At 68.8% G+C, this 19,184-nt stretch carries 16 protein-coding genes; 13 read left to right on the top strand and 3 right to left on the bottom strand.

Translation table 11 applies throughout. The features are described from left to right. Window positions 1-11: 11 nt before the first annotated feature. The 3 genes from ACQY4O_RS15645 to ACQY4O_RS15635 are packed head-to-tail and all read right to left on the bottom strand — an operon-like array spanning window position 12 to window position 5,297. The gene (locus ACQY4O_RS15645; RefSeq protein WP_428377276.1) at window positions 12-1,802 is read right to left on the bottom strand and encodes an acyl-CoA dehydrogenase C-terminal domain-containing protein; all 1,791 of its coding nucleotides are present in this window, start codon (window positions 1,800-1,802) and stop codon (window positions 12-14) included. A gap of 37 nt (window positions 1,803-1,839) precedes the next feature. Continuing rightward, window positions 1,840-4,164: a 3-hydroxyacyl-CoA dehydrogenase NAD-binding domain-containing protein gene (locus tag ACQY4O_RS15640; protein WP_428377275.1), complete on the bottom strand. Its 2,325-nt coding sequence runs from the start codon at window positions 4,162-4,164 to the stop codon at window positions 1,840-1,842. Next, window positions 4,164-5,297: a thiolase family protein gene (locus ACQY4O_RS15635; protein WP_428377274.1), complete on the bottom strand. Its 1,134-nt coding sequence runs from the start codon at window positions 5,295-5,297 to the stop codon at window positions 4,164-4,166. Before ACQY4O_RS15635 ends, ACQY4O_RS15640 begins: the two co-directional genes overlap by 1 nt. A 211-nt stretch (window positions 5,298-5,508) precedes the next feature. Between ACQY4O_RS15635 and ACQY4O_RS15630 the strand changes: the two genes are divergently transcribed. The 13 genes from ACQY4O_RS15630 (at window position 5,509) to nuoK (ending at window position 19,181) form a co-directional block, all read left to right on the top strand. Further along, window positions 5,509-7,227: a long-chain-fatty-acid--CoA ligase gene (locus ACQY4O_RS15630; protein WP_428377273.1), complete on the top strand. Its 1,719-nt coding sequence runs from the start codon at window positions 5,509-5,511 to the stop codon at window positions 7,225-7,227. 10 nt (window positions 7,228-7,237) lie between these two features. Next, the gene (locus tag ACQY4O_RS15625; RefSeq protein ID WP_428377272.1) at window positions 7,238-8,218 is read left to right on the top strand and encodes an MDR/zinc-dependent alcohol dehydrogenase-like family protein; all 981 of its coding nucleotides are present in this window, start codon (window positions 7,238-7,240) and stop codon (window positions 8,216-8,218) included. After that, window positions 8,215-9,198: a Gfo/Idh/MocA family protein gene (locus ACQY4O_RS15620; RefSeq protein ID WP_428377271.1), complete on the top strand. Its 984-nt coding sequence runs from the start codon at window positions 8,215-8,217 to the stop codon at window positions 9,196-9,198. Before ACQY4O_RS15625 ends, ACQY4O_RS15620 begins: the two co-directional genes overlap by 4 nt. A gap of 241 nt (window positions 9,199-9,439) precedes the next feature. Continuing rightward, window positions 9,440-9,856 (top strand): NADH-quinone oxidoreductase subunit A, encoded by a 417-nt coding sequence (locus tag ACQY4O_RS15615; protein WP_428377270.1) that lies wholly within the window; start codon window positions 9,440-9,442, stop codon window positions 9,854-9,856. Between the two features lie 4 nt (window positions 9,857-9,860). Next, complete coding sequence (locus ACQY4O_RS15610; protein WP_428377269.1) at window positions 9,861-10,523, top strand: NADH-quinone oxidoreductase subunit B; 663 nt, start codon at window positions 9,861-9,863, stop codon at window positions 10,521-10,523. A gap of 10 nt (window positions 10,524-10,533) precedes the next feature. Beyond that, window positions 10,534-12,300, top strand: coding sequence for an NADH-quinone oxidoreductase subunit C/D (gene nuoC / locus ACQY4O_RS15605; RefSeq protein WP_428377268.1), 1,767 nt, complete (start codon window positions 10,534-10,536; stop codon window positions 12,298-12,300). Continuing rightward, window positions 12,287-12,829 carry an NADH-quinone oxidoreductase subunit NuoE gene (nuoE, locus tag ACQY4O_RS15600; protein ID WP_428377267.1) on the top strand — a complete coding sequence of 181 codons (543 nt, stop codon included), beginning with the start codon at window positions 12,287-12,289 and terminating at the stop codon, window positions 12,827-12,829. Before nuoC ends, nuoE begins: the two co-directional genes overlap by 14 nt. After that, the gene (gene nuoF / locus ACQY4O_RS15595; RefSeq protein WP_428377266.1) at window positions 12,826-14,145 is read left to right on the top strand and encodes an NADH-quinone oxidoreductase subunit NuoF; all 1,320 of its coding nucleotides are present in this window, start codon (window positions 12,826-12,828) and stop codon (window positions 14,143-14,145) included. Before nuoE ends, nuoF begins: the two co-directional genes overlap by 4 nt. Continuing rightward, window positions 14,145-16,892, top strand: coding sequence for an NADH-quinone oxidoreductase subunit NuoG (gene nuoG / locus ACQY4O_RS15590; RefSeq protein ID WP_428377265.1), 2,748 nt, complete (start codon window positions 14,145-14,147; stop codon window positions 16,890-16,892). The genes nuoF and nuoG overlap by 1 nt, the downstream gene beginning before the upstream one ends. Then, complete coding sequence (gene nuoH / locus ACQY4O_RS15585) at window positions 16,889-17,851, top strand: NADH-quinone oxidoreductase subunit NuoH (protein WP_428377264.1); 963 nt, start codon at window positions 16,889-16,891, stop codon at window positions 17,849-17,851. Before nuoG ends, nuoH begins: the two co-directional genes overlap by 4 nt. 9 nt (window positions 17,852-17,860) lie before the next feature. Beyond that, on the top strand, window positions 17,861-18,373 hold the full coding sequence (gene nuoI / locus ACQY4O_RS15580) for an NADH-quinone oxidoreductase subunit NuoI (protein WP_428377263.1): 513 nt from the start codon (window positions 17,861-17,863) through the stop codon (window positions 18,371-18,373). Then, window positions 18,370-18,870: an NADH-quinone oxidoreductase subunit J gene (gene nuoJ / locus ACQY4O_RS15575; protein ID WP_428377262.1), complete on the top strand. Its 501-nt coding sequence runs from the start codon at window positions 18,370-18,372 to the stop codon at window positions 18,868-18,870. The genes nuoI and nuoJ overlap by 4 nt, the downstream gene beginning before the upstream one ends. A gap of 2 nt (window positions 18,871-18,872) precedes the next feature. Next, window positions 18,873-19,181, top strand: coding sequence for an NADH-quinone oxidoreductase subunit NuoK (gene nuoK / locus ACQY4O_RS15570; protein WP_428377261.1), 309 nt, complete (start codon window positions 18,873-18,875; stop codon window positions 19,179-19,181). The last annotated feature ends 3 nt before the right edge of the window (window positions 19,182-19,184 follow it).

Below are 19,184 nucleotides of genomic sequence, written 5' to 3'. Positions count from 1 at the left end.
CCCAAGAGCTTTCAAAACGCATTGTCCGCGAGCGCCATCATCGACTGCTTGCCCGATTTGATCGCCAGGAACAGGGCGGTCGCTTGCGGCAGGATGCGGTCGATGAAGAACTGCGCCGAGGCGAGCTTGCCGCGGTAGAAACCGGCATCCGGGCCGGCATCGACCAGCTTGGCATGCGCGATCTCGGCCGAGCGGACGAACATGTAGCCCATCGCCACCAGGCCGAGCAGCCGCAGGTAGTCGGTCGCCGCCGCTCCTGCTTCCTCGGGATCCTTCAAGCCGGACTGCGCGATCTGCCCGGTCGCGAGCTGCAGCGCCCCGAAGCCCCGCTCCAGGTGCTCCACCAAGCCGCCGATGGCCGCATCCTTGCGGCGGGCCTCGATGAACTCCGACACCGGGTGGAAGAAGGTGCGCAGCGAGCGGCCCATATGCGCCGGCATCTTGCGGCCCACCAGGTCGAGCGCCTGGATGCCGTTGGTGCCCTCGTACAGCATGGCGATGCGGGCATCGCGGACATACTGCTCGACGCCGTGCTCGCGTATGTAGCCGTGGCCGCCATAGACCTGCACCCCGAGGCTGGCCGCCTCGAAACCGAGATCGGTGAACAGCGCCTTCACCACCGGCGTCATCAGGGCGACGAAATCCGCCGCCGCCGTGCGTGCCGCGTCGGTCTCGGCATGACGCGACAGATCGACCGCCTGCGCCACCCACAGCCCGACCGCGCGGCAGCCTTCGGCGCTGGTGCGCATGGTCATCAGCATGCGGCGCACGTCCGGATGCACGATGATCGGATCGGCGGCGAGATCGGGACGCTTCGCACCCCCGAGCGACCGGCCCTGCAGGCGGTCGCGGGCGTAGGCGACCGCCGACTGGTAGGCAGCGGACGCAATCCCGAGCCCCTGGATGCCGACGCCGAGCCGCTCCTCGTTCATCATGGTGAACATGCCCTGCATGCCCTTGTGCGGCAGGCCGACCAGCCAGGCTTTCGCATCGTCGAAGGCGATCTGGCAGGTGGCCGAGGCCTTCAGCCCCATCTTGTGCTCGATGCCGGTGCAGGCGACGCCGTTGCGCTCGCCCGGCGTGCCGTCCTCGCGCGGCAGGAACTTCGGCACCAGGAACAGGCTGATCCCCTTGATGCCGGCAGGCGCATCCGGCAGCCGCGCCAGCACCAGGTGGACGATGTTCTCGGTGAGGTCGTGCTCGCCGGCCGAGATGAAGATCTTGGCGCCGTTGAGCCGGTAGCTGCCATCCTCGCTGGGCACGGCGCGGGTACGCAGCAGGCCGAGATCGGTGCCGCAATGCGCCTCCGTTAGGCACATGGTGCCGGACCAGACGCCCTCGATCATCTTCGGCAGGTAGAGATCCTTGAGCGCCTCGGAGCCGTGCGCCGCCAGCGCCTTGACCGCGCCGTGGGTCAGGCCTGGATACAGGCTGAAGGACAGGTTGCTGGCGCAGATCATCTCCTGCACCAGCGTGTTGACGCTCTCCGGCAGCCCCTGGCCGCCATAGTCGGGATCGCCGGCCACCGAGCTCCAGCCGCCGTCGCGGAACACGCCGTACGCCTCCCGGAACCCCTTCGGCGTGCGCACGACGCCATTCTCGGCAACGCAGCCCTCGCTATCGCCGGACGCGTTCAGCGGCAGCAGCAGCTCGGTCGCGATCCTGGCGGCTTCCTCCAGCACGCTGTCCACCGTCTCGGCATTGAGGTCGGCAAAGGCCGGCAGCGCGGTGAGGGCGTCGAGCCCGTGCAACTCGTAGAGGTTGAAGCGCATGTCGCGCAGCGGTGCGTCGTAGGTCTGCATGGAAAGAATCCTATGCTCCGGGTGACCGGAAGGAAGTTCAGTTGCGCAGCGGCTTGCCGGTTTCCAGCGTGTGCTGGATGCGGTCCAGCGTCGGGCCGGTGCGGATCAGCCGCATGAAGGCCCGGCGTTCGAGCGCCAGCAGGTCCTTTTCGCTGACCGTATCGACATAGTCGGCGTCACCGCCGGTCAGCACCTCGGCCAGCCCATCCGCCACCACCAGGTCGTGCACGGAGGCGACGCCCTGGCGATGGAAGCCCTCGGCGGCGAGGCGCATTGCGAGGCGGCCACCGGCGCCCGGCAGCCTGAACTCGGGCGGCGTCGGTGGCGTGTAGCCCTCGACCATCGACAGTGCCCGGGCGCGGGCGTCGAACAGCAGCCGGTCGCGGTTCATCGTGATGCCGTCAGTCTCGCGCAGGAACCGCAGCGACTTCGCCTCCGCCGCCGATTTCGACACGGTGGCGACGCTGACCGTCTCGAACACCTTGCCCGGCGCCGGCATCGGCCCGTGCGGCGCACCGGGCGCATCGCGCCAGCGTTGCAGCATCTCGCCGCAGCCGCCCCAGCCCGGCACCAGCCCGACGCCGCATTCCACCAGCCCGATGTAGCTCTCCGCGTGCGCCTGCACCGCGTCCGCATGCAGCACCACCTCGCAGCCGCCGCCAAGTGCGAGGCCGGCGACGCCTGCCACCACCGGGAACGGCGCGTATTTCATCGCCTTCAGGGTGCGCTGGCCGCTGGCGACGAGCTTCTCGATCTCGCCCCAGGCGGCGATGTTGCAGGCGAACAGAGCCAGGCCGAGATTGGCGCCGGCGGAGAAGTTGGTGGCGTCGCTGTAGATCACCAGCGCGCGAAAGCGCTGCTTGACGAGGTCGATGCTCTTCTCGAGCAGCTTGAGGATCGGCTCGTCGATCGCGTTCATCTTCGAGCTGAACTCGAAGCACGCAACCCCGTCGCCGATATCCCACAGCGCCGCCGAGCCGTTGCGCAGTTCCGGCTCGCGGATGCGCTTGATGTCGGCCAGCAGCAGCACGCCCGCTTCGCGCGGCACCGGGCGATACTGCCCGTCGGTGCCGAGGAACCGCGTCTCGCCGTCCTCGATTTTGTAGAACGTGCCGTCGCCGACCTGCTTCAGCAGCGCCGGCGCCGTTTGTCCGCCCTGCTCCAGCCGCGCGGCGACCGCGGCCGGCCCGAGCGCGTCGAGCAGCTCGAACGGGCCCTGCTTCCAGTTGAAGCCGAGGCGCATGGCGGCATCCACCGCCACGATGTCGTCGGCGATCGCCGGCACCAGGCTCGCGCCATAGGCGAGCGTCGCCCCCATCACCGCCCAGGCATAGCGGCCGAGTTTTTCGGACGAGGCGATCAGCGCCTTCGGGCTTCGGGATAGCTCGCTGGGCACAGTGGCCCTGGACGAGGTGGCGTAGTCCCCGGTGACGAGGCCGATCGACTCCTTCACCTTCCCGGCCGTCCGGTTGATCCGATAAAAGCCGCCCTTACCTTTGCGGCCGGTATAGCCGTCCGCGATCATCCTGTTCAGTAGCGGCTGATCGCGCAGTGAGGCGAGGAACGCATCGTCCGCCGGCAGCGACGCCTTCATGCTGGCATTGATGTGCGGCATCAGGTCGAGCCCGACCAGGTCGAGCAGGCCGAACACGCCGGTCTTGGGAATGCCGAACGGCCGGCCCATGACCGCGTCGGCTTCCTCGACGGTCAACCCGAGATCGATCGCCGCATTGACGCCGTGCTGCAGCCAGAAGGTGCCGATGCGGTTGGCGATGAAGCCGGGCGTGTCCTTGGCGCGCACCACGGTCTTGCCGAGCCGGTGGTCGGAGAACTGCGCGATGCGGTCGACCAGGGCGGCATCGGTCTCAGGGCTGGTCACGATCTCCAGCAGCCGCATGTAGCGCGGCGGATTGAAGAAATGCGTGATCATGAAGTCGCGTTGCAGAGCAGCCGGCAGTCCGTCGACGAGCTGCGCCAGCGGGATCGTCGAGGTGTTCGAGCTGATCGCGGTGCCCGGACGGCGCACCGCATCCAGCCGGCGATACAGCGCCTGCTTGGCATCGAGGCGCTCGACGATGGCCTCGATCACCCAGTCGCACTCGGCCACGCGCCCGAGATCGTCCTCGATGTTGCCGGCCTCTACCAGCCTGGCTGCGGCGGGCGACATGAACGGCGCCGGGTCGGTCTTGAGCAGGCGCGCGATCGCTGCCTTGGCCACGCTGCTGCGGTCCGCACCCTCACCTTTCGGCAGGATGTCGAGCAGCAGCACCCGGACGCCAGCATTGGCCACCTGCGCCGCGATCGCGGCACCCATGACGCCGGCACCGATGACGCAGACGCGTTCGATGTTGCCCGTTCCCATCAGACACGCTCCAGCAGCGTCGCGATCCCCTGGCCGCCGCCGATGCATTGCGTCGCCAGCGCGTAGCGGCCGCCGTCGCGCGCCAGCAGCTGCGCCGCCTTGCCGACGATGCGTGCGCCTGTGGCCCCGAGTGGATGGCCGATCGCGATCGCGCCGCCATCGATGTTGAGCGCCTCGTCGCGCACGCCGATCTCGCCGGCGCAGGCAATCGCTTGGCTGGCAAACGCCTCGTTCAGCTCGACCACGTCCAGCTCGGACGCCTTCACGCCGCCGCGCTCGAGCGCCTTGCGGCTGGCCAGGATCGGCCCGAGACCCATGACTTCCGGCGCGCAGCCGGAGATCGCGACGCTGCGCAGCCGCGCCAGCATGCGCAGGCCGTTGCGGGATGCATATTGCTCGGTGCAGACCAGCACCGCGCTGGCGCCGTCGGTCAGCGGCGACGCGGTGCCGGCGGTGACAGTGCCATCCGCCTGGAATGCCGGCTTCAGCGCGGCGAGACCTTCGGCCGTGCTCTCGGGGCGCAGGCAGCCATCGGTGTCGACGATGCCGGCTTTGCTCCGAATTGGCACGATCTCGTCCGCAAGGCGGCCGTTCGAGCGCGCCTCGGCGGCCTTGCGCTGGCTGGCGAGCGCGAACGTCTCCTGCCTCTCGCGGCTGATCTCGTAGCGCTTCGCCACGTTCTCTGCGGTGTCGCCCATGCCGATATAGGCCGGCGCCTTGGCTGCGAGCTCCGGGTTCGGCAGCGGGTTGAAGCCCTGCATCGGCACCCGGCTCATGCTCTCGACGCCGGCACAGATGAACACCTCGCCGGCGCCGAGCGCGATCGCGCCGGCCGCCATGTGCACCGACTGCATCGAGGAACCGCAGAAGCGGTTGACGGTGACGCCGCCGACGGACTGCGGCAGGTCGGCGAGCAGCCCGATCAGGCGCGCGACATTCATACCCTGCTCGCCCTCGGGGAAGGCGCAGCCGACGATCAGGTCCTCGATATCCTCGGGCTTCACCCCGCTGCGCTCGACCAGGCCGCGCACCACCTGGCTCGCGAGGTCGTCCGGCCTGACCCGCGCCAGAGCGCCCTTGGACGCGAAATGGAACGGCGAGCGGGCATAACCCGCAATGACGATGTTCTGCATCACGCTTGCGTCTCCTGGCTCGGCGTCGCCGAAGGCATGGCCTGCCGTATACGTCAATCAGTGGAACCGGATTAGCACCGGCCCGGGCGGCAGGCAACCGCAACCGGAGGCAGGCATCCGCGCTGCGACGCCGGCTGCGATGATGGTCTTCTGAGGGTTGTTCGGGTAGCCTTGGGCAGGTATCAAAAATCAAGAAATCGGGCAGGGCGGCATGTTGCTTCTGGATGAGCTTGCGGCGCGCGAACCCGGGGCGCAGATCCCGGTCCGCCTGGTGCCGCAGGTGCTTGAGGAGACAGCCCGGGCGTTCCCGGGGCGTATCGCGGTGGACTTCCTGGGACGGCGCCTCGACTACCGGACGCTCGCGACGCTGGTCGATCGTGCAGCACGGGGACTGCAGGACCTCGGACTGACGCCAGGCGAGCGCGTCGGCCTGTGCCTGCCGAATTCACCGTATTTCGTGATCTTCTATTTCGCGGTCATGAAGGCCGGCGGCATCGTCGTGAACTACAACCCGCTCTATTCGGAGCCTGAGCTGGCCACGCAGGTGACCGATTCCGGCACCACGATGATGGTGGTCCCGGATGTCGCCGCCATCCACGACAAGGTGGTGGCGGTGGCCGCACGCACCGAGCTGCGCCGCCTGATCCTGTGCCCGCTGGCCGATGTCATGCCCTGGGTGAAGGGATTGCTGTTCCGCCTGCTGAAGCGCCGCGAGCTCGTGCAGTCCGGATCGAATGCCCTGCATGTGCCGTTCGCGCGCCTGATTGCCAATGCCGGCCAGCCGCACGCGGTGGCGGCCGACCCGCATGACGTGGCGCTGCTGCAATATACCGGCGGCACCACCGGCATCCCGAAGGGCGCGGCACTGACCCACGCCAACCTGACGGCGAACACGGCGCAGGAGATCCTGGTGATCGGCGGCGCGGAGGTGCGCGAGGAGGGCGTGCGGGTGCTCGGCGTGCTGCCGCTGTTCCACGTGTTCGCGCTGACCTCGGTGCTGAATTTCGCGGTGGCGACCGCGGCCGCGATGATCCTGCTGCCGCGCTACGAGATGAAGTCGCTGCTGCGCACCATCCGCCGCACCCGCCCGACCATGTTCCCGGCGGTGCCGACGCTCTATAACGCGATCAGCAGCGCGGTCGAGGGTGGCTCGCGACGCCAGGCCAGGGCGATGCGATCGATCCGGACCTGCGTGTCCGGCGGCGCGCCGCTGCCGGCCGAGGTGAAGCAGCGCTTCGAGGCGCTCACCGGCTGCCATGTGGTCGAGGGCTACGGCCTCAGCGAGGCCTCGCCGGTGCTGACCTGCAATCCGATCGGCACCGGCATGCCAGGCTCCGGGGGCAAGGCAGGCTCGGCCGGGCTGCCGCTGGACGGCACCGTCATCGAGATACGCGACCTGGAGGACCCGACCCGTGTCCTGGGCGTCGGCGAGCGCGGGGAAGTCTGCGCCCGCGGCCCGCAGGTGATGCAGGGCTACTGGCACCGTCCCGAGGACACCGCCGCGATCATGGTGGACGGCGCGCTGCGCACCGGCGATGTCGGCTATCTCGATGCGGACGGCTACCTGTTCCTGGTCGACCGCATCAAGGACCTGATCCTGTGCAGCGGCTACAATGTCTATCCGCGCACCATCGAGGAGGCGCTCTACACGCATCCCGGCGTGCTGGAGGCCACCGTCATCGGCGTGCCGGACGCGCATCGCGGCGAGGCCCCGAAGGCCTTCGTGGTCCTGCGTCCGGATGCGGCGGCGACGGTGGCGGAGCTGCGCGCGTTCCTGTCGCCGCTGCTGTCCAGGATCGAGCTGCCGCGCGAGATCGAGATCCGCGACGCGCTGCCGCGCACGATGATCGGCAAGCTGTCCAAGAAGGAGCTGGTCGCCGAGGAGCGCGGGCGTCGTGAGGCGGGTGGCAGCACCGCGAGAGCAGCATGAGTTGGCTGGCATGGCGACGGCGATCGATGGGCCCGGGATGCGTGCCGCCGTCCTGACCGGCGCCGGCGCCCTGCGTTTCGATCGCGTGCCGCCGCCGCAGCCGGGGCCGCGCCAGGTACGCATACGGCTCGAGGGCTGCGGGGTTTGCGCCTCCAACCTCGGCCCTTGGGCCGGACCGGCCTGGATGCAGTTCCCGACCCTGCCTGGGGCGCTGGGCCATGAGGGCTGGGGCGTCGTGGATGCACTGGGGGACGGCGTCACCGAGGTGGCGATCGGCCATCGCGTGGCGGCGCTCGCGCAGCACAGCTACGCCGAGTTCGACCTGGCGGACGCTGCTGCCGTCGTGCGGCTGCCGGCGTCGCTGGATGGCCTCCCGTTCCCGGGCGAACCGCTCGGCTGCGCGATGAATATCTTCCGGCGCAGCGAGATCGCCGCCGGCCAGACCGTGGCCATCATCGGCATCGGCTTCCTCGGCGCGATCCTGACCCGGCTGGCCACCGACGCCGGCGCCCGCGTGATCGCGATTTCCCGGCGGGCGTTCTCGCGCGATGTCGGGCGCGCGATGGGGGCGGCTGAGACCATGGCGATGGACGACCATCACGCCATCATTGCGCGCGTGGCGGACCTGACCGGCGGCCGGTTCTGCGACCGGGTGATCGAGGCGGTCGGCAAGCAATCGCCGCTCGACCTGGCCGGCGAGCTGACCCGCGAGCGCGGCCGGCTGGTCGTCGCCGGCTACCACCAGGATGGCCCGCGGCAGGTCAACATGCAGCTCTGGAACTGGCGCGGGCTCGACGTGGTCAACGCGCACGAGCGCGATCCGGCGGTCTATCTGCGCGGCGTGCGCGAGGCCGCGCTCGCGGCGGCGCGCGGTCGGCTGGACCCGTCGCCGCTCTACACCCACCGCTACCCCCTGGAGCGGCTCGGCGAGGCGCTGGATGCGGCCCGGGACCGTCCCGATGGTTTCTTCAAGGCGCTGGTGATGTTTTGACGATCCGGCTCGGCTGCCTGGGTGTCGGCTGGATCGGCCGGCATCGCCTGCAGGCGATCCTGCAGACCGGCTGTGCGGAGATTGTCGCCATCGCCGAGCCGTCGCCGGAGATGGCGGCGCAGGCACGCCTGCTGGCCCCCGATGCGGAACTGGTGGCCGACCTCGACGGGCTGATCGACGCTGGGGTGGACGGGGTGGTGATCGCAACACCCAGTGCCGCGCACGCCGCGCAGTCCATCCACGCCCTGCAGCGTGGCGCGGCGGTGTTCTGCCAGAAGCCGCTCGGGCGCACGCGGGCCGAGGTGCAGGCGGCGGTGGCGGCGGCGCGGCTGGCGGACCGGCTGCTCGGCGTCGACCTGTCCTATCGTTTCACCGACAGCTTGCAACGGATACGCGCCATCGTGCGATCGGGCGGCCTGGGCGAGATCTACAGCGTCGATCTTACCTTCCATAACGCCTACGGGCCGGACAAGCCGTGGTTCTACGACCCGGCGCTGTCCGGTGGCGGCTGCGTGATGGATCTCGGCGTGCATCTCGTGGATCTCGCGCTGTGGGCGCTGGATTTCCCGTCCGTCACCGAGGTCGCCAGCCAGTTGTTCGCGGCGGGGCAGCCATTGCCGCGCAATGCGTCCCAGGTGGAGGACTACGCCAACGCGACCCTGCGCCTCGCGAGCGGGGCCTCGGTGCGGCTGGCCTGCTCCTGGCGCCTGCAGGCCGGCCAGGACGCGATCATCGCCGCGGCCTTCTACGGCACCGAGGGCGGCGTCGGCTTGCGCAACGTCGATGGCTCGTTCTACGACTTTGTCGCCGAACGCTATCGTGGCACCGACCGGGAGACGCTGTGCGTGCCGCCCGACCCCTGGGGCGGCCGTGCCGCAGCCGCCTGGGCAACGCGCCTTGCCGCCGGGGAGCGCTTCGACCCCACATCCATAGGCCTCGTCGAGGTCGCCGATGTGCTGGACCGCATCTACGGCCGCTAAAAGCTGCTCGCTTTGTCCGGGTCGGTGCTAGCCTTTGATTTGATGGGCCGATTCACCTGCCGCTCGGGTAGTGAGCGTCAGGATCGGACCACTAGCCGCGCGACCCGAATATTGCATCGCACAACAAGTCGAGCCTTTTAATTGAGGCGGTTACTGATTATGGTCATTTAGGCGGAAAGTATTCGAGTTTACCGGCTTATTCCGGAGCAAGCGGGGTCGCGTCCTGTTGGTACATGCCGACATGCTCATCCTGGGCCTCTACATTTGTGCAACGATCGCCCTGGTCGCGGTCATGATCGGTCTGTCGTCCGTGCTGGGCGGCGTGCGAGACGGCCGGTCGATGCGGCTGCCGTTCGAGTCCGGCGTGCTGCCGGTCGGGGGAGCAAGGCTGCGGCTCCCGGTGCAGTACTACGTGATCGCGATGTTCTTCGTGATCTTCGACATGGAAGCCGTCTTCATCTTTGCCTGGGCGCTGGTGGTCCGCCAGGCGGGGTGGAGCGGCTATGCCTGCATGATGGTGTTCCTGTTCGTGCTGGTCGTGGCCTTCGGCTATCTCTGGCGCGTCGGCGCGCTGGAATGGGGGCCGCGGCCGTATCGCGCCGGCATGCCCCGGCGCGAGCGCACCGATACCGGCCGCATCGAGATGGAACGGAGTTGAGCCGATGCGCTGGTCCCTGAGCACGCCGGGCGAGGCGCCGCGATCTGCGGCCCCTGGGCGCAGCCAACTCCCTGGGCAGGGTGCCAGCTTCACCGAGACCCTGCAGAAGAACCTGGTGCTCGGCAAGCTGCAGGATTTCGTCTCCTGGGGCCGGGCGAACTCGGTGTGGCCGTTCAATTTCGGCCTCTCTTGCTGCTACGTCGAAATGGCCACCGCCTTCACCAGCAAGTATGACATCGCGCGCTTCGGTTCCGAGGTGCTGCGGGCGACGCCGCGCGAGGCCGACCTGATCGTCATCTCGGGGACCGTGTTCGTGAAGATGGCCCCGGTGATCAAGCATCTCTACGACCAGATGCTGGAGCCGCGCTGGGTGATCTCGATGGGTGCGTGTGCCAATTCCGGTGGCATGTACGACATCTACAGTGTGGTGCAGGGCGCCGACAGCTTCCTGCCGGTGGATGTCTATGTGCCCGGCTGTCCGCCGCGGCCGGATGCGCTGCTGGAGGGGCTGATGCTGCTGCAGAGCCAGATCGGCAAGCAGCGGCGGCCGCTGAGCTGGACGGTCGGCGACCAGGGGGTCGAGCGGGTTCCGCGTCCGAGCCAACGCGACCTGAAACGGCCGGAGCGCCAGGCGATGCGCACGCTCCGCTCACCCGACACGGTCTAGGAGGGTGCCGATGGACCAGGCGGTTGCGCGTGGCGAGGGCATCCCCAAGGTCCAGCACACGGCATCCGACCCGACCCTTGGCCAGAGCGTGCGGGACGATGTGGAGACGCTCTGGGCCTCGCGCGAGACCGCCGGCGACGTCCTGACCAAGCTCAAGCGGTCCGCGCCGACCCGGATGATGCTGTTCGATCTCACCGCCATCGACGAGCGGCAGCGCACGCAGCGGGCCGGGCAGCCGGCGTCCGATTTCACCATCGTGTATCATCTGATGCAGTTCGACCGGGCGTCGAAGGCGCCGCACCGCGAGGTGCGTATCAAGGTTGCGCTGCAGATGGCGTCGCTGACCATGCTGAGCATGGTCGATATCTGGCCGAACGCGAACTGGTACGAGCGCGAGATCTTCGACCTGTTCGGGATCCATTTCAGCGGCCATCCCGATCTGCGCCGCATCCTGACGCCGCCGACCTGGACCACGCATCCGCTGCGCAAGGACCACTACGCGCGCGCCACCGAGATGGGCCCGTACGACCTGACCGAGGATCGCGAGTTCGCCGAGCAGGAGGCGCTGCGCTTCAACCCCGAGGCCTGGGGGATGCAGCGTCGCAGCGCCAACAGCGACTTCATGTTCCTCAATCTCGGCCCGAACCATCCGAGCGTGCACGGCGTGTTCCGCATCGTGCTGCAGCTCGAGGGCGAGGAGATCGTCGAGGCGGTGCCGGATATCGGCTTCCACCATCGCGGCGCCGAGAAGATGGGCGAGCGGCAGTCCTGGCACAGCTACATCCCGTACACCGACCGCATCGACTATCTCGGCGGTGTCATGAACAATTTCCCCTATGTCATGGCGGTCGAGAAGCTGGCCGGCATCACCGTGCCGCCGCGCGCCGACATGATCCGGGTGATGCTGGCGGAATTGTTCCGGCTCGCCAGCCACCTGGTGTTCTACGGCACCATGTCGCAGGATGTCGGCCAGCTTTCCCCGGTGTTCTACATGTTCACCGACCGCGAGCGCGTGTTCGAGATCATCGAGGCGATCTGCGGCTTTCGCATGCATCCGGCCTGGTTCCGGATCGGTGGCGTCGCCGCCGACCTGCCGCAGGGCTGGGACAAGCTGATCGGCAGCTTCCTCGACTACCTGCCGAAGCGGCTCGACGAATACGAGAAGCTCGTGATGCGCAACCGCCTGTTCAAGGCGCGCACAGTGGGTGTGGGTGCGTACTCCCTGGAGGAGGCGATCGAGTGGGGTATCACCGGTCCCGGCCTGCGTGCCTGCGGCCTCGACTGGGACTACCGCCGCCGCCAGCCTTATTCCTGCTACGACCAGCTCGAATTCGATATCCCGACGGCGCAGAAGGGCGACTGCTACGATCGCGTCGTCGTGCACATCGCCGAGATGCGGCAGAGCCTGCGCATCATCCGCCAGTGCCTGGAGCAGATGCCGGGCGGCCCGATCAAGGCGGACCATCCGCTGACCACGCCGCCGCCGCGCGCCGGCACGATGCATGACATCGAGACCCTGATCACGCATTTCCTGAATGTGAGCTGGGGTCCGGTGATCCCGGCCGGCGAGGCGCGCGCCTGCGTCGAAGCCACCAAGGGGCTCAACAGCTACTATCTGGTCAGCGACGGCGGCACGATGTCGTACCGGACGCGTATCCGCACGCCGTCCTTCGCGCACCTGCAGATGATCCCGCTGATCAGCCGCGGCACGTACATCGCCGACCTGATCGCGATCATCGGCAGCATCGATTTTGTGATGGCCGATGTCGACCGCTGAGTTCCTGACCGACCAGGGCGCCGAGCGGCTGCCGGACGCCCTGCGGGACGAGATCCTCGACCTCAGCGCGCACGAGGCGCATCCGCGCGCCGCCTGCATCGAAGCCCTCCAGCGCGTGCAGCGCGAGTTCCGCTGGGTCAGCGACGCGCATCTGCGCGAGGTGGCAGGGCTGCTCGGCATGTCGGCAGCGGACCTGGACGGGGTCGCGACCTACTTCAACCTGATCTTTCGTCGCCCGGTGGGGCGCCGGGTGCTGCTGCTCTGCGACAGCGTCTCGTGCTGGCTGATGGGACGCGAGCGGCTCGAGGCCCACCTGCGCCAACGGCTCGGCATCAGGCCGGGCCAGACCACGGCGGACGGCGACGTCACGCTGCTGCCGACGGTGTGCCTCGGGCACTGCGACCATGCGCCGGCGCTGATGCTCGGCGACGAACTGCACGGCGATGTCGACGAGCAGCGGATGGATGCGATCCTGGGCCTGCCCCCCGAGGCGGAGAGAATGGGCCTGCGCCCGGAAGCGGCAAAATGACCGAGCGTCCGCTCACCGGCAGGATCCGGCCCGGCGAAGCACCGCCGGATCGCGAGGCCTACGAGCGGGCCGGCGGCTACCAGGCGCTGCGGCGGGCGCTGCTGCACATGACGCCCGAGGAGGTCGTCGGCGACGTCACCACATCGGGGCTGCGCGGTCGTGGCGGCGCGGGTTTCGGCACCGGGCAGAAATGGAGCTTCGTGCCGAAGCCGAGGTCCGGGCAACGTCGCTACCTGATCGCCAACGCCGACGAGATGGAGCCGGGCACCTTCAAGGACCGGCTGCTGCTGGAAGGCGATCCACACCAGATGGTCGAGGCGATCATCGTCAGCGCCTATGCCCTTGCCGCCACCGACGCCTACATCTTCGTGCGCGGCGAATACAAGCTCGCGATCGCGCGGCTGACGCAGGCGATCGGCGAGGCCACCGCGGCGGGCTATCTCGGGACCGACATCCTCGGCTCCGGCTACGCGCTCGCCCTGCACCTGCATGCCAGCGCCGGGCGCTATATCTGCGGCGAGGAAACCGCGCTGCTCACCGCGCTGGAAGGCCGCCGCGCGCTGCCGCGCAGCAAGCCGCCGTTTCCGCAGGTGAGCGGCCTGTGGGGCGCGCCGAGCGTGGTGAACAATGTCGAGACGCTGTGCAACGTGCCGCACATCGTCAATAACGGCCCGGACTGGTTCAAGGGGCTTGGGATCGGGCCGGATGGCGGCACCAAGCTGTACGGCGTCAGCGGCCGGGTGAAGCGGCCCGGCGCCTGGGAACTGCCGATCGGCACCAAGCTGCGGGAAATCCTGGAGGAGCATGCCGGCGGCATGCAGGACGGGTATCAGGTTCGCGCGTTGCTGCCGGGCGGTGCGTCAACGGGATTCCTCGGCGCCGACCAGCTCGATATCGCGATGGATTACGGGTCGGTCGAAAAGGCCGGCAGCCGGCTCGGCACCGGCACCGCGATCGTGCTCGACGACCGTGCCTGCCCGGTGGGCATGATCCGCAACCTGGAGCATTTCTTCGCCCAGGAATCCTGCGGCTGGTGCACGCCGTGCCGCGACGGACTGCCCTGGGTCGAGCGCATGCTGCAGGCGCTCGAGGATGGTGACGGCGAGGACGAGGACCTGCACCAGCTCGAGCGTCATGTCGGACTGCTCGGCATGGGACGCACCTTCTGCGCGCACGCGCCGGGCGCGATGGCGCCGCTCGGCAGCGGGCTGCAGAAGTTCGGCCGCGAATTTGCCCAGCACGTGCACCAGCATCGCTGCCCGTGGCCGGCGGCAGGAGTGCCCCGCGCCAGGGGCGCGCTTCAAGGAACAGCCTGATGGCGACGATCCATATCGACGGCCAACCCTTCGCGGCCCGCGCCGACACCAACCTGCTGCAGGCGTGCCTGTCCGCCGGATCGGACCTGCCGTATTTCTGCTGGCACCCGGACCTCGGGTCGGTGGGCGCCTGCCGGCAATGCGCGGTCAAGCAGTTCAGCGGGCCGGACGACAAGCGCGGCCGCATCGTGATGGCCTGCATGACGCCGGTGACGGACGGCGCGATGCTGTCGATCAGCGATCCGGAGGCGCATGATTTCCGTTCCAGCGTCGTCGAGTGGCTGATGACCAACCACCCGCATGACTGCCCGGTCTGCGAGGAAGGCGGCGAATGCCACCTGCAGGACATGACGGTGATGACCGGGCATCACGCGCGCCGCTACCGGTTCAGCAAGCGCACCCATCGCAACCAGGATCTCGGGCCGTTCGTGAAGCACGAGATGAACCGCTGCATCGCCTGCTATCGCTGCGTGCGGTTCTACCGCGACTATGCCGGCGGCGAGGATCTCGCGGCATTCGCCTCGCACAACAGCGTCTATTTCGGCCGGGCGGAAAGCGGCACCCTGGAGAGCGATTTCAGCGGCAACCTGGTCGAGGTCTGTCCGACCGGGGTGTTCACCGACAAGCCGTTCTCCAGCCGCTACGTGCGCAAGTGGGACATGCGCGGCGCGCCCTCGGTGTGCGTGCATTGCGCGGTCGGCTGCAACACCATCCTGAACGAGCGCGACGGCAGCCTGCGCCGGGTGCTCAACCGCTACAACGGCGAGGTCAACCGCTATTTCCTGTGCGACCGCGGCCGCTTCGGCGCCGGCTTCGTCAATGCCGCCAGCCGGATCCGCGCGCCGATGCTGCGCGCAGCGGACGGCACCTTGCAGGCGACGAGCATGCCCGGCGCGCTGGCGGCGTTTGCTCGCGCACTGTCCGACGGGCCGGTGATCGGCATCGGCTCGCCGCGCGCCTCGCTGGAGGCGAACTTCGCGCTGCGCACGCTGGTGGGCGCGCAGAGCTTCCATCTCGGCGTCTCCGGCATCGAGCACGACCTGCTCGACCTGACGCTCGATATCCTGCGCGTCTCGCCGGCGCGCATCGCGACCCTGCACGAGGCGGAGCAGGCCGATGCGGTCCTGGTGCTCGGCGAGGATGTCAGCAAGACCGCGCCCCGGCTCGGGCTTGCCCTGCGCCAGTCGGTGCGGCAGGCCTCGTTTGAGGCGGCGGCGCAGGCCCGGGTGCCGCTCTGGCTGGATGCCGCGGTGCGCAGCCTCGGCACCGATGCGCGCTCGCCGCTGTTCCAGGCAACGCCCGGGCCGACCGACCTCGACGCCATCGCCGTCGCCAACCTGCGGCTGGCACCGGACGATATCGCCCGTCTCGGCCACGCCATCGCGCACTGCATCGATCCCGCAGCGCCCGAGGTGCCCGAGCTGGCGGAGGCGGTGGCGCTGCAGGCCGCCCGGATCGCGGAGGCGCTGCTGGCGGCGTCGCGGCCGCTGGTGGTGAGCGGCGGCCAGTGCGGCTCCAAGGCGGTGCTGGGGGCCGCGGCCAACATCGCAGCCGCCCTGCATCGGACACGGCCGGAGACCCGGCTGATCCTGGGCGTGGCCGAGTGCAACAGCATGGGGCTGGCCATGCTCGGCGGCGAGCCGCTCGACGCGGCGCTGGAGGCGCTCGAAGCCGGTGTCATCGGGACCGTGCTGGTGCTGGAGAACGACCTGTTCCGGCGCGTGCCGGGGGCCCGGGCGCAGCACGCGCTGTCGCGGGCACGCCATGTCGTCGTGCTCGACCATCTGAGCAGCGCCACCACGCATGCCGCGGACCTCGTGCTGCCGGCGGCGACCTTTGCCGAGACCGACGGCACGCTGGTCAGCAGCGAGGGACGGGCACAGCGCTTCTTCCAGGTCAGCTTTCCGGTGGCGCCGGTGCAGGATGCGTGGCGCTGGCTGCGCGACGGCGCCGTGGCCGCCAAGCGCAACCGGGGCCTGGACTGGCAGCATCTGGACGCGGTCATCGCCGATCTGTGCGCGGCGCATCCGGGCCTCGCCGCCATGCGCCGTGCCGCGCCGGATGCGGGGTTCCGCATCGAAGGCTCGGCGATACGCAGCGAGACGCACCGGTTCAGCGGCCGCACCGCGATCCACGCCAATGTCAGCGTGCGCGACGCCAGGCCCGAGACCAATCCGGACGGGCCGTTGAGCACGACGATGGAGGGCTATTACGGCGAGATGCCGGCGGCGTTGCGGCCGTATTTCTGGGCGCCGTCGTGGAATTCCGGGCAGTCGCTGAACAAGTTCCAGGACGAGGTGGGCGGCCCGCTGCGCGGCGGCGATCCCGGCGTCCGGCTGCTCGACGGCGACCCGGTGGCAACGCGCTACCACGACACCATTCCGGCGGCGTTCGCACCACGCGTCGATGCGCTGCTGGTGCTGCCGATGGGCCGGCTGTTCGGGTCCGAGGAGCTGAGCGACCGGGCGCCGGCGGCAAAGTCCCGCATCGATCCTCCGGTGCTGTCGGTCTCGCCTGCGACGCTGCGGGCGCTCGCTAGCACGACGATGCTGAGCCTGACCGGGGCCGTGCATGCGGTCGCGGTGGTCGCCGATCCGAACCTGCCCGACGGCGTCGGACGGTATCCGGCGCACGCGCACCCGTTCCCCGGCTTCTCCGATCCGCAATGGGCCCAAACTTCAGCGGTCCAGACTTCAGCGGTCCAGACTTCAGCGGTTGGGCCTGCTGCGGTCGCGGCGGCGCCATGACCCTGGGCTTCGGCATCCTGGAGATCGTCGTCAGCCTGGCGGCGATGCTGAGTGCCGCGGCCGGCCTCACCTGGGTCGAGCGCCGGCTGCTCGGCTTCTGGCAGGACCGTGCCGGCCCCAACCGCGTCGGTCCGTTCGGAGCGCTGCAGGCGGTGGCGGACGGGATCAAGCTGCTGTTCAAGCAGGACTGGATCCCGCCATTTGCCGATCGCGGCGTGTTCATCCTCGCACCCGCCGCCGGCATGGCGACGGTGCTGCTGGGCTTCGCGGTAATCCCGGTCACCGCCGGCTGGAGCGTCGCCGGCCACCTCAATGTCGGGATCCTGTTCTTCCTGGCGATGACCTCGCTCGGTGTCTATAGCGTGGTGCTCGGCGGCTGGGCGTCGAACAACAAGTTCGCATTGCTGGGCGGCATGCGCGCGGCGGCGCAGATGGTCAGCTACGAGGTCTTCATGGGCCTCTCGCTGCTCGGCACGGTGATGCTGGCGCACTCCTTCAGCCTGGTCGATATCGTCATGGCGCAGAGCCGCGTCTGGTTCATCGTGCCGCAGTTCCTGGGCTTCGTGACCTTCCTGCTGGCCGGCATCGCCGAGACGCACCGCTTGCCGTTCGACCTTCCGGAAGGCGAGAACGAACTGGGCGCAGGGTTCCATACAGAATATTCCGGCATGAAGTTCGGCATGTTCTTCATTGCCGAATATGCCGGCATCGTGCTGATCGCCTCGATGATCACCACGCTGTTCCTCGGCGGCTGGCTCGGGCCGGTGCTGCCGCCGGTGGTGTGGTTCCTGCTCAAGACGGTCGCCACCATCTGCTTCTTCATCCTGCTGCGCGCGGCCTTGCCGCGTCCGCGCTACGACCAGTTGATGGCGTTCGGCTGGAAGGTGCTGCTGCCGGTCTGCCTGCTCAACGTCGCGGTGACCGGGGCGGCAATCCTGGTGTTCTCCCCGCTCGGCTAGGACAAGCCCATGCTCAGCAACGTGCGCACGCTCTGGCTGACGTTCCTGCACCTGTTCCATCGCAGCGAGACGGTGGGCTATCCGGAAACCAAGCCGTACATGGCGCCACGCTATCGCGCCCGCATCATTCTCTCGCGCGACCCGGACGGCGCCGAGCGTTGCGTGTCGTGCAACCTGTGCGCCGCCGTGTGTCCGGTTGACTGCATCAGCCTGCAGAAGACCGAGGATCACGGACGCTGGTATCCCGAATATTTCCGGATCAATTTCTCCCGCTGCATCTTCTGCGGTCTGTGCGAGGAGGCGTGCCCGACCTACGCGATCCAGCTCACGCCGGATTACGAGATGAGCGAATACGAGCGCCCGAACCTGGTCTATGAAAAGGAGGACCTGCTGATCAGCGGCACCGGAAAATATCCGGACTATAATTTCTATCGTGTCGCCGGTCTTGCTGTGCCGGGCAAGGACAAGGGCGAGGCCGAGCGCGAGGACCCGCCGGTCGACATCCACGGCCTGCTGCCATGAATGCGCTGTTCACGCTGGCCGCCATCGTCGCGGTGGTCTCGACCACCATGGTGGTGACACGCACCGTCGCCGTGCACGCCCTGCTCTATCTCGTGGTCTCGCTGCTGGCGGTGGCCACCGTGTTCTTCACGCTGGGTGCGGCCTTCGCCGCCGCCCTCGAAGTCATCATCTATGCCGGCGCCATCATGATCCTGTTCGTGTTCGTGGTGATGATGCTCAACCTCGATCGCGGCGATGCCGAGCGGGAGCGCGCGTGGCTGACGCCGCGTGTCTGGGCCGGACCGGCTCTGCTCGCGGCCGTGCTGGCCGGCGAGCTGCTGTATGCCGCCATAGCCGGGCACGGCGAGATCGTCTCGGCACAGGAGGTCGGTCCGGTCCAGGTCGCGCTCGCCTTGTTCGGCCCCTACCTGCTGGCGGTCGAGCTCGCCTCGCTGCTGCTGCTGGCCGGGCTGATCAGCGCCTACCATCTCGGCCGCGACAGCGGGCGGGGAGGCTGACCATGGGCGCCGTCGCACCGGCCAGCGCGATCCTGCTCGCAGCACTGCTGTTCGGGCTCGGGCTCGCCGGCGTGCTGATCCGGCGCAACCTGATCTTCATGCTGATGTCGATCGAGATCATGCTGAATGCCACCGGCCTCGCCTTCGTCGCCGCCGGCGCGCGCTGGGCGCAGGCGGACGGCCAGATCATGTTCCTCCTCGTGCTGACGCTGGCGGCGGCCGAGATCTCGGTCGGGCTGGCGCTGATCCTGCTGCTGCAGACACGGCGGCCGACGCTGGATTCCGACGTCGGCAACCGGCTGAAAGGCTAGCGG

Source organism: Lichenicoccus sp. (assembly GCF_965277665.1).
GTDB lineage: Bacteria > Pseudomonadota > Alphaproteobacteria > Acetobacterales > Acetobacteraceae > Lichenicoccus.
This window is presented reverse-complemented; position numbering and strand designations above follow the sequence as displayed.